The sequence below is a fragment of the Streptococcus sp. A22 genome (genome assembly GCF_043674215.1).
Taxonomy (GTDB): Bacteria; Bacillota; Bacilli; order Lactobacillales; family Streptococcaceae; genus Streptococcus; species Streptococcus suis_V.
The window spans coordinates 103414-114735 of record NZ_JBIMJQ010000003.1 but is presented as its reverse complement, the minus strand read 5'-3'; the positions used below and the strand labels follow the sequence as shown (position 1 = coordinate 114735).

Genomic DNA, 11322 nt, shown 5'->3' with positions numbered 1-11322 from the left:
CCATTTTAGAATGTTATATGGTATAATTAAGGATGAATAATTCTATTTATCTAAAAAATGGATGCTTTTTTAAAATGAGATGAAAGTAAGAGAGGACTGACAGAATGGCTAGAAACGGCTTTTTCACGGGATTAGATATTGGTACAAGCTCCGTTAAAGTCTTGGTTGCGGAATATATTGATAATGAAATGAACGTTATTGGAGTAAGTAACGTTAAGAGTGCTGGGGTCAAGGACGGGATTATCGTTAACATTGATGTTGCAGCCGCAGCAATTAAAAAGGCCTTAGAACAGGCTGAAGAAAAATCTGGGATTCGCATCGATAAGGTAAACGTCGGTTTGCCAGCAAACCTTTTGCAAATCGAGCCTACTCAAGGGATGATTCCAGTCACAACAGATTCCCAAGAAATTACAGACTTGGACGTTGAAAATGTTGTTAAATCAGCCTTGACCAAGAGCATCACACCAGAGAGAGAAGTGATTTCTTTTATTCCAGAGGAATTTGTGGTGGATGGCTTCCAGGGAATCAAAGATCCCCGTGGAATGATGGGAATCCGTCTAGAGATGCGGGGTATGCTCTACACAGGTCCAAGAACTATTTTGCACAATCTACGTAAAACCGTTGAGAGAGCTGGAATCCAAGTTGAACATGTTGTGATTTCTCCTCTGGCCCTAACAAGGTCCGTTCTCAATGAAGGTGAACGTGAATTTGGTGCTACGGTGATTGACCTCGGTGGTGGTCAGACAACTGTTGCAGTTATGCGTGGCCAAGAGCTCCAATACACGAATATCTACCAAGAAGGTGGCGACTACATCACCAAGGATATCTCTAAAGTCCTTACTACATCTCAAAGTATTGCTGAAAATCTTAAATACAACTACGGTATCGCTTATCCAGCAGATGCAACTGAAAAAGAAACATTCACTGTTGAAGTGATTGGAGAAAGCAAGCCTGTTGAAGTAACAGAATTGTACTTGTCAGAAGTGATTGCTGCTCGTCTTCGCCAGATTTTCAATAAAATCAAACAAGATTTGGAAAGAACACGAGCATTGGAATTACCAGGCGGGATCGTTCTTGTCGGTGGTGGAGCAATTCTTCCAGGTGTTGAAGAATTAGCAGAAGAAGTTTTTGGTGTAACGACAAAAATCTTCGTACCAAATCAAATTGGTATCCGTAATCCATCCTTCGCACATGTGATTAGCCTAGTTGAGTATGTCGGTCACCTGAGTGAAGTGGAAAAAATTGCACAATATGCTGTAAACGGTGAGGCTCAGCTACGTATCAAACCAGTTGATATTCAACCAACAAGTCGAGTTCAAGTTCAACAGCCTGTAAGAGATTTTGAAGATGAAATCGCTGATGAACCGGTATATGATACGACCGTAAAACCATACGGACAAGAAGAATATGGTCAAAACGAGGAACCAAAAGTTAAGTTGACCGATCGTATCCGTGGTCTCTTTGGAAGTATGTTTGAATAATGAATGAAGGAAAAGGTAAATAATCTATGACAATTTCATTTGAAACGGCAAATACTGGTGCTGTAATTAAAGTTATTGGTGTCGGCGGTGGCGGCGGAAATGCTATCAACCGCATGATTGAAGAAGGTGTAGCTGGCGTAGAATTTATTGCGGCTAACACAGATGTTCAAGCTTTGAGCAGTTCAAAAGCTGAAACAGTCATCCAATTGGGACCTAAGTTAACTCGTGGTCTTGGTGCTGGAGGTCAACCTGAAGTTGGTCGTAAGGCTGCTGAGGAAAGCGAAGAAACTCTGAAAGAAGTTCTTTCAGGTGCAGATATGGTCTTTATTACAGCTGGTATGGGTGGAGGCTCTGGTACAGGTGCTGCACCAGTTATCGCCCGTATCGCCAAAGAGTTGGGTGCCCTTACTGTAGCAGTTGTAACTCGCCCATTTGGTTTCGAAGGAAACAAGCGTGGTAACTTTGCTATCGAAGGTATTGATGGTCTGCGTGAGCAAGTAGATACTCTCTTGATTATTTCAAACAACAACCTCCTTGAGATTGTTGATAAGAAAACTCCGCTTTTGGAAGCCTTGAGTGAAGCAGACAATGTCCTTCGTCAAGGTGTTCAAGGGATCACAGACCTCATCACTAACCCAGGTTTGATCAACTTGGACTTTGCGGATGTGAAGACTGTGATGGAAAATAAAGGCAACGCCCTTATGGGTATTGGTATCGGTACTGGTGAGGACCGTGTCATTGAGGCGGCTCGCAAGGCGATTTATTCACCATTATTGGAAACAACTATCGATGGTGCTGACGATGTCATTGTCAATGTGACCGGTGGTTACGATATGACCTTGACAGAAGCAGAAGAAGCTTCAGAAATCGTTCATCAGGCAGCCGGTCAAGGTGTAAACATTTGGTTGGGTACATCAATCGATGAATCGATGAAAGATGAAATCCGCGTAACCGTTGTTGCGACAGGTGTTCGTCAGGATGGACCTTCTGCTAAAACATCGCCATCAGGTACAACCAAACATCACCGTCCTGAGGTCGTTTCTGCAGCCCGTTCTGCGGCTCGCTTTGACTACACCTCAACACCGGCACCAACTCCTTCTTCTGTTCAACAAGCAGAAGTTCCAAAAGCTTCAGCATTTGGTGAATGGGATTTACGTCGCGAGAATTTGTTGAAATCTTCTGAGCTTGAAGCACGTCCTAGTATTTCGGTTGAGAAATTTACAGTCGAAGAAGATGAAGATGAGTTAGACACTCCACCATTCTTCAGAAATCGCTAGTATGACCATAAAAGAAAACGTTGCAAGGGTGGGCCAAGCAGTTGAACAAGCCTGTTTGGAAGCTGGTCGCCCATTAGAATCGGTAAAGGTAATAGCTGTCACAAAGTATGTTGACAGCTCTATTACTAGAGAATTGATTGAAGCTGGTGTGACAGATATTGGGGAAAATCGGGTGGACAAGTTTCTCGATAAGTACCATGCCCTGAAAGACCAGGCAGTAAGCTGGCATCTGATTGGAACCCTGCAAAGAAGAAAAGTCAAGGATGTTATCAATTTTGTTGATTACTTCCATGCCTTAGACTCTCTTAAGTTAGCAGAGGAAATTCAAAAACGGGCAAAGAAACCAATCAACTGTTTTTTACAGGTCAATGTTTCTAAAGAAGAATCAAAACATGGTTTTTACGAGGAAGGGATTGAACCGGCATTGGTTGAATTGGGTAGGTTAGATAAGGTAAGATTGGTCGGTCTCATGACCATGGCACCTATCAATGCTGATAAAGAACAGCTCAGTCAAATTTTTCATCAAACAAACGCAATCAGAGAAAGATTAGCAAATTTGAATCTCCCTAATATGCCTTTTACGGAATTAAGTATGGGAATGAGTGGAGATTTCAAGGAAGCAATTGAGGCGGGCTCGACTTTTGTTCGCATTGGGACAGCATTTTTTAGTAAGGGAGAGTAAAAGTGGCATTCAGAGATACATTTAAAAATTTTTTCACCTACTTTGAAGTGGATGATAGTGCTGAATTAGAAGATTCAACCGGCCATCAAATGCCCAATGAACAGCCCAAATTGCAAGTTGCTAAGAAAGAAGTTACAAGAGAGCAGGCTTTACCATTGGAAAAAAGAAGAGGAACTGGGAGTCATTCTTCGGAATCCGTTGCCAATATTCAACGGTTGAATGAACGGCAGCAAGAATTGCTCGCAATCAATGGTCCTGAGAGAGAGAAGAAGACAACCATCGACATTAAGTTTCCTAAGCGATACGAAGATGCACCTGAGATTGTGAATCTATTGTTAGAAAATGCAAGTATTTTAATTGATTTCCAATTTATGACAGAGCAGCAAGCTAGGAGATGTTTGGATTATCTGGATGGGGCTCGGTCAGTCTTGGCCGGAAATCTTAAAAAGGTTTCCAATTCTATGTGGCTATTGACCCCGGTTAATGTTCGGGTAAATATTGATGAGTTGAGAAATGTGAACTCTGGCCAACATTTGGACGGGCAGTTCGATTTCGATATGAAGCGGTAAGACATCATGTGGTTACTAGTACAAATCCTGCTAAAGGCTATTGATGTCTATGCAAGCATTTTATTGATTTATGCACTCATGACTTGGTTTCCAGCTCTTGTCCAATCTAGGATTGGTCAACCAATTAGATGGCTTGTTGAGCCCATTTTGATACCGTTCAGAAGATTGAACCTACAATTTGGTGGATTCGATTTCACTATCTTGGTGGCCTATCTGTCTCTTCAAATCTTATCGAGAATTCTAATAGGATTGGTAATTTTATGAAGGATAGGCAAGTCATCCTGCAACACTATCAAAAGTCGGAGCAAGATTTTGTTGAGCGGATTTATGAAATGTGTCAATTTGTAGATAGGACTTCCATCGACAGGTTGACAGATTTTCTTAATCCAAGACAGGTCATGATTATTGAAGCAATTGCCGGGAAGTTTAATCTCTTTGCTCATTCGAGTGGGCATCATCTTCCGACGGAATATAGCAGGCTCATTATTTCAACAAGCGATCAATTGCCAGAGTTTGCTGACTATGAAATTTCGATTTTAGAAGTTGATTTTAACAGAAAGTTTCATCAGCTTAGTCATTCGCAGATTTTAGGAACACTCTTAAATCGTTTGGGTATTCAGCGGAAATTTCTGGGAGATATTTTTATCAATGATCAGGAAATTCTCCTGTTTATTGATGAAAAATTTAGCACCATTCTCTTAATGGATGTTGAAAGGATTGCCAAGGTTCCTGTAAAATGGAAGATGCGGACAGCTGAATCAGTGTGCTTGGAGCACCATATCCAGGTTGACAAGAGGGTCATTCTGGCCTCCAGTTTGCGATTGGATAAATTAGTAGCTGCTGCTTTTCAACTATCTCGTTCAGCAGTTGTGAAGCTAATTGAGTCAAACAAGGTCAAGGTTGACTATGCTGAAATTAGTCAGGTCTCAAAAACTCTTGAAATAGGTCAATTGGTTAGTGTGCGTGGCTTCGGAAGATTCCGATTGGTAGACCTGCTCGGAACATCCAAGCAGGGGAAATTTAAAATAGAAATAGAAGTGACAAAAGTATAGGGGGAAATATGGCCTTAACAACACTTGAATTAAAAGATAAGACCTTTGGGACAAAATTCAGAGGCTATAATGCTGATGAAGTTGATGAGTTTTTGGACATTGTCACCAGAGATTATGAGGAATTGGTTCGTCTGAAGCAAGAGCACGAAGCAGAATTGAAAGCCTTGCGCGAACGCCTCACTTACTTCGATCAGATGAAGGAATCGTTGAGCCAATCTGTCTTGATTGCCCAGGATACAGCTGATCGTGTAAAAGCAGCAGCGGAAGAGCGCGCCTTTAATATTAAGCAACAGGCTGAATATGATGCGCACAATCTTCTCAACGAAGCCAAAGAGAAGGCAAATGAAATACTTCGTTTGGCGACAGACAATGCTAAGAAGGTTGCAGTAGAGACTGAGGAGTTGAAGAACAAGACACGTGTTTTCCATCAACGTCTTCGCTCTACTTTGGAAAGCCAGCTTGCCCTTGTAAATAACGCTGAGTGGGAAGAAATTCTCCAACCAACGGCGTCTTATTTGCAGACAAGTGACGAAGCTTTCCGTGAGGTCCTGGTTAAAGCGATTGATGAAGATGTGGAGTTGGAAGAGTTAAACCTTGATTATACTCGCCAGCTTACAGCTGAAGAAATTGCTGAACTCAATCGCCAGGCAGCTGCTATTGAAGCAGAATTGGAACAATCAGCAGACTAATTACATACTGATGAAGCAAAAACACAACGAATATTGATAGGTTTAGCGAGCAGGTGACGGTGGAAGACTTGTACTCACTCAATAGGAGTTATCATTTTGCGTATTTTTCCTTGAACTCAAGTAGGGGAAAACGTCTGTTCACGTTACGAACGTAGAGGGATAGGGGAAACTCTGTCTAAACTAAGGTGGTACCACGAACTTTCGTCCTTATTGGCGGGAGTTTTTTTGATGCTTATGATACGATTAGAAGAAGTAACGAAAGAAAATTTTGATGCCGTGCTAGATTTAAGTCTGGCAGAGGAAGACAAGCGTAAAGTGGCTCCGGTGGAGTATTCGCTTGCTCAAGCCTGGCTTTATCGAGAGGAAGAGAGGCTCTATCCCCTGGCTGTTCGTCTTGGCAAAAGGATTGTCGGTTTTGTCCTCCTTTCGGTAGATAAGGACAGGCAAACGGTCTTGCTCTGGCGCTTGCTGATTGATAAATCCTATCAAAACAAGGGCTACGGCCAGGAGGTTATTCGACAGGTAATGGTCCTAGCTAGGCAAACATTTTCTTGCCACCAGCTAGTCACTAGCTATGTCATCGGCAATCATAAAATGCGGTACATCTTAGAAAAACTCGGTTTCCAGTCAGCTGGAATGACTGGACATGAAATAAAAATGGTAATTACCCTATAAAAAAGGAGAAATGATGAAATTAAAAGAAACACTCAATCTAGGTCAAACAGCCTTTCCAATGCGTGCAGGCTTACCAACACGTGAACCTGAATGGCAAAAAGCTTGGGACGAGGCAAACTTGTATGCCCGTCGTCAAGAACTCAACGCAGGCAAGCCAGCCTTTCATCTTCATGATGGACCTCCATACGCTAACGGAAATATCCACGTTGGGCATGCCTTGAACAAGATTTCTAAAGATATTATCGTTCGCTCTAAGTCAATGTCAGGCTTCCGAGCACCTTATGTACCAGGTTGGGATACACATGGTCTTCCGATTGAGCAAGTCTTGGCGAAACAAGGGGTCAAACGCAAGGAAATGGACCTGGTTGAATATCTTGAAATGTGCCGTGACTACGCTCTTAGCCAGGTTGACAAACAACGGGATGACTTTAAACGCTTGGGTGTTTCTGCAGACTGGGAAAATCCATACATCACCTTGACTAAAGACTATGAAGCAGCTCAAATCCGTGTTTTCGGTGCTATGGCAGACAAGGGTTATATTTACCGAGGGGCTAAGCCAGTTTACTGGTCATGGTCATCTGAATCTGCCCTTGCAGAAGCTGAAATCGAATACCATGACATTGACTCAACATCTCTTTACTATGCTAACAAGGTCAAAGATGGCAAGGGACTCTTGGATACAGATAGCTACATCGTTGTCTGGACAACGACTCCATTTACAGTAACGGCATCTCGCGGTTTGACAATGGGAGCAGACATTGACTATGTCTTGGTTCAACCAGCTGGTTCTGAGCGTAAGTATGTCTTGGCAGAAGCCTTGGTTGATAGCTTGGCAGTTAAATTTGGTTGGGAATCCTTCGAAGTGATTTCAAAACACAAGGGTGCTGAATTTGAATATATCGTGACCGAACACCCATGGGATAGAGAAGTGGATGAATTGGTCATCTTGGGTGACCATGTTACCACAGACTCAGGTACTGGAATCGTCCATACGGCTCCAGGATTTGGTGAAGACGACTACAATGTCGGTGTCAAATATGGCTTGGAAGTTGCTGTAACTGTCAACGAACGTGGCTTGATGAATGAATCTGCGGGTCCTGATTTTGAAGGGCAATTCTATGACAAGGTTGTGCCAACTGTCAAAGAAAAATTGGGTGACTTGCTTCTTGCTAGTGAAGTGATCAATCACTCATACCCATTTGACTGGAGAACCAAGAAGCCAATCATCTGGCGTGCAGTGCCACAGTGGTTTGCCTCTGTTTCTAAATTCCGTCAGGAAATCTTGGATCAAATCGAAGCAACAACTTTCAATCCATCTTGGGGTAAAACACGTCTTTACAACATGATCCGTGACCGTGGGGACTGGGTTATCTCTCGTCAACGTGCTTGGGGTGTGCCACTCCCAATCTTCTACGCAGAAGATGGCACAGCCATTATGACAAAGGAAGTAACAGACCATGTAGCATCTCTCTTTGAAGAACATGGGTCAATCATCTGGTGGAAATCAGAAGCTAAAGATCTTCTTCCAGCTGGATTTACTCATCCAGGTTCACCAAATGGCGAATTTACCAAAGAAACAGATATCATGGACGTATGGTTTGACTCTGGTTCATCTTGGAATGGTGTCATGAACGCCCGTGAAAACCTTGCCTACCCAGCAGACCTCTACCTAGAAGGTTCTGACCAATACCGTGGTTGGTTTAACTCATCCTTGATTACCTCTGTAGCCGTAAATGGTCATGCCCCATACAAAGCTATCTTGTCACAGGGCTTTGTATTGGATGGTAAAGGCATGAAGATGTCTAAATCTCTAGGCAATACCATCCTTCCAAGTGATGTTGAGAAACAGTTTGGTGCAGAAATCTTGCGTCTATGGGTGACATCCGTTGATACTTCAAACGATGTCCGTGTGTCTATGGATATTCTTGGACAGGTTTCTGAAACCTACCGTAAAATCCGGAATACCCTTCGTTTCTTGATTGCCAACACTTCTGATTTCAATCCTGCAAGCGATGCGGTAGCCTACGAAGAGCTTCGTTCTGTTGACCAGTATCTCTTGGTGAAATTTAACAAGTTGGTAGCTCAAATCCGTGAAGCCTACGACAACTATGATTTCATGGCTATTTACAAATCTGTAGTAAACTTTGTAACACTTGATTTGTCAGCCTTTTACCTCGATTTTGCCAAAGATGTCGTCTACATTGATGGTGCTAAATCACTTTCTCGTCGCCAGATGCAGACAGTCTTCTATGACATCTTGGTGAAAATTACCAAGCTCCTGACTCCGATTTTGCCACACACGGCAGAAGAGATCTGGTCATACTTGGAACACGAAGTAGAAGAATTTGTACAATTGGCAGAAATGCCAGAGGTGGAAACCTTTGCCAATGAAGCGCAGCTTTTGGCTGAGTGGGAAAATTTTATGGTCTTCCGTACTCAGGCACAAAAAGCCTTGGAAGAAGCACGCAATGCTAAAGTGATTGGTAAATCGCTAGAAGCACATCTGACTGCTTATGTCTCAGCTGAAACCAAGTCCTTCTTGAAGAGCTTGAATGCAGACCTTGCTCAGTTGCTCATCGTTTCAAACTTGACAGTAACCACGGAAGCAGCTCCTGAAAATGCACTTGTGGTGGATGATGTTGCCTTTGCAGTAGAACGTGCAGCAGGTGAAGTGTGTGACCGTTGCCGACGCATTGATACTAGTGTTGCAGAGCGCAGCTATGGAGCAACTATCTGTGACCACTGTGCTAGCGTAGTAGAAGAAAACTTTGCTGAAGCAGTAGCAACTGGATTTGAGGCATAATGATATGACAAAGTCTATCGAAAGATAGGCTTTTTCGTCTAAAAAAAAGAAACCGTTCTGGTTTCTTAGATTTCGCTGACGATTGGGAAGGACATCTCAATCAATTTATCTGTGTGGATTGTGCGGATGGCTGCTTTGTTTATCTTCCGTTCATCAATCTTGCGATGAAGGAAAAAATCACGGATTTTTTCAATTTCTGACTGTTGGACAGAGCGGTATTTATTGCTGATGAGGAGTTCGTAGTGGCGGGGAGCCTGAGTGAAGATAACATCAGTATTTCCCGCAGAATAAGTCTCTACCAAAAATGCATCCGTATTGGCAAGTTGATTTTGAACCAACTGGCTATGGCTATTGGTTGTATTTATAATTTTCATGCAAAACCTCCTCTAACTCTATGGCTTCATTATAGCACTATCAGCAAGATTTGACTAGTCTTTTATAGTGTTTTTTGATCTAAAATCCATTGTTGCACGCCCCATTTATGGCTACCTCGTTTTAATTTTTCAAGGGCTTCTTGGATGGGAAACCAGGCAAGATGATTAAAATCTTCTAGTGGTTGTCCGATTTGATGATAGCTTTTAACCTGGTAGATGTAGGCAGGGTTGTGGAAGTGAGTATCTCGATGGCTGGAATAAAAATATTCATCCGCCTGACCATAATAATGCCCAATTTCAGCTGTAAATCCCAGTTCTTCCATCAATTCTCTTTCCAGGGCAATGAGCTGGTTTTCGCCTTTTTCAATTTCTCCACCCGGTAAAAACCAGGCGCCATTTGGTGCTTGAACCAGGATAATCTTATCATTTTCTTCATTTGGAATAACAGCATAGACTCCCTGGCGTAATTGATAGTCGACTCCTGCTTGTTTTTCTCCAAATACTGCAATCTGTTCCATATTTTCCTCGCTTAATGTTTAAGAGCTTGAATTGTTAACATTATACCATTTTTTCATTATTTTTCCTTATGGAAGATGTTATCAAGTGTAATAATTTCAAGGCTCTATAATGTGCTATACTTAGATTATGGAAAACGATTACAAAAGGAGGGGCTCATGAAGGAAATCTATCCAAATATTTATACTTTTCCCATTGTATTGCCCAATAGTCCATTGAGAGAAATCCATGTTTACGTGATAAAAAGTCCGGAAAGGTCGGTCTTGATTGACACGGGCTACAATCATCCAGAATCTTTTGAAGCTATGTTAGCAGGATTGGCTGAATTAGGATTGGAAATGAAGGATGTTGACCTGGTTTTGACCCATCTCCATGCAGATCACACAGGGCTAGCGACAAGGTTTTATCAGGCTGGCGCTAAAATTTATGCTGGTCGTGTGGATGGGATTTTGATGAATGAGATGGCAACGGGTCCTTATTGGGACAGGATGAATGATTATCGTCAGCTATATGGTATCTCCAGGGATGAGATGGCTGTGGAGGACAACCCTGGTTTCAAGTTTCATCTACCTAGTCAGGTCCCTTTTGATATCCTTGAGATTGGCAAGTATTTCAAGGTTGGAGGCTTTAAATTTGAAATTATAAATCTCCAAGGCCATACACCAGGGCACATCGGTTTATTGGACCGTCAGAAACAGCTCTTAATTGGCGGAGATACGGTTCTGGATCCGATTACTCCTAATATTACCTTTTGGGGATGGGATTATCCCAATATCCTAGGAACCTATCTAGCAACCCTGGATAAATTAAGACGAACACCGCTGCGTTTAATCTTGCCTGGCCATCGTAAGCCTATTGAAAATCATTTGGAGCGGATTGGAGTTTTAGAAACCCATCATTTTGAACGTTTACAGGAAATTTTAGATAGCATTTCGGAGGGTGAAAAGGTCACTGTCAGGGATGTATCGGCACGGATTAGTTGGCGCATTAAGGCTGATAGTTGGGAGGCCTTTCCAAAGGCTCAGAAATGGTTTGCTAGCGGTGAGACCATGGCCCACCTAGATTATTTGGTGCATACGGAACATCTAACTATGACTATAGAAGATGGCGTTGCACAGTTTGTCAAATTGCGTTCCAACATCACTCCTGTTGATTGATTTCTTCATCAGTTATAGGGCGGGCAAGGATGATTGGTTGCAAATAG

12 protein-coding genes are annotated in these 11322 nt (G+C 42.5%); 10 read left to right on the top strand and 2 right to left on the bottom strand.

Annotation, left to right across the window (positions count from 1 at the left end):
- Positions 1-104: 104 nt before the first annotated feature.
- From ftsA to ileS, 9 genes are all read left to right on the top strand, one after another.
- Complete coding sequence (gene ftsA / locus ACHBHN_RS02175) at positions 105-1481, top strand: cell division protein FtsA (protein WP_105110206.1); 1377 nt, start codon at positions 105-107, stop codon at positions 1479-1481.
- A 26-nt stretch (positions 1482-1507) separates the two neighbouring features.
- Positions 1508-2758, top strand: a complete 1251-nt coding sequence (ftsZ, locus tag ACHBHN_RS02170; RefSeq protein ID WP_105110205.1) for a cell division protein FtsZ — start codon at positions 1508-1510, stop codon at positions 2756-2758.
- Between the two features lies 1 nt (position 2759).
- On the top strand, positions 2760-3440 hold the full coding sequence (locus ACHBHN_RS02165) for a YggS family pyridoxal phosphate-dependent enzyme (protein WP_105123495.1): 681 nt from the start codon (positions 2760-2762) through the stop codon (positions 3438-3440).
- A gap of 2 nt (positions 3441-3442) precedes the next feature.
- A complete protein-coding gene (locus tag ACHBHN_RS02160) occupies positions 3443-4009 on the top strand; it encodes a cell division protein SepF (RefSeq protein WP_238140793.1) in 567 nt (188 codons plus the stop codon).
- A 6-nt stretch (positions 4010-4015) separates the two neighbouring features.
- The gene (locus ACHBHN_RS02155; protein ID WP_394733174.1) at positions 4016-4273 is read left to right on the top strand and encodes a YggT family protein; all 258 of its coding nucleotides are present in this window, start codon (positions 4016-4018) and stop codon (positions 4271-4273) included.
- Positions 4270-5061 (top strand): RNA-binding protein, encoded by a 792-nt coding sequence (locus ACHBHN_RS02150; protein WP_105110202.1) that lies wholly within the window; start codon positions 4270-4272, stop codon positions 5059-5061. The genes ACHBHN_RS02155 and ACHBHN_RS02150 overlap by 4 nt, the downstream gene beginning before the upstream one ends.
- A gap of 8 nt (positions 5062-5069) precedes the next feature.
- A complete protein-coding gene (locus tag ACHBHN_RS02145; RefSeq protein ID WP_105110201.1) occupies positions 5070-5750 on the top strand; it encodes a DivIVA domain-containing protein in 681 nt (226 codons plus the stop codon).
- A gap of 234 nt (positions 5751-5984) precedes the next feature.
- Positions 5985-6425: a GNAT family N-acetyltransferase gene (locus tag ACHBHN_RS02140; protein ID WP_105123562.1), complete on the top strand. Its 441-nt coding sequence runs from the start codon at positions 5985-5987 to the stop codon at positions 6423-6425.
- A 13-nt stretch (positions 6426-6438) separates the two neighbouring features.
- Entirely contained in the window at positions 6439-9228 is a 2790-nt protein-coding gene (gene ileS, locus ACHBHN_RS02135; protein ID WP_394733560.1) for an isoleucine--tRNA ligase, read from the top strand.
- Positions 9229-9293: 65 nt separating this feature from the next.
- Here ileS and ACHBHN_RS02130 read toward each other — a convergent pair whose 3' ends face one another.
- Complete coding sequence (locus ACHBHN_RS02130) at positions 9294-9602, bottom strand: DUF1827 family protein (protein WP_105110199.1); 309 nt, start codon at positions 9600-9602, stop codon at positions 9294-9296.
- Positions 9603-9664: 62 nt separating this feature from the next.
- Positions 9665-10120 (bottom strand): NUDIX hydrolase, encoded by a 456-nt coding sequence (locus ACHBHN_RS02125; RefSeq protein WP_105123497.1) that lies wholly within the window; start codon positions 10118-10120, stop codon positions 9665-9667.
- A gap of 156 nt (positions 10121-10276) precedes the next feature.
- Here ACHBHN_RS02125 and ACHBHN_RS02120 point away from each other — a divergent pair, with 156 nt between their 5' ends.
- A complete protein-coding gene (locus ACHBHN_RS02120) occupies positions 10277-11275 on the top strand; it encodes an MBL fold metallo-hydrolase (RefSeq protein ID WP_105110197.1) in 999 nt (332 codons plus the stop codon).
- Positions 11276-11322 lie beyond the last annotated feature (47 nt).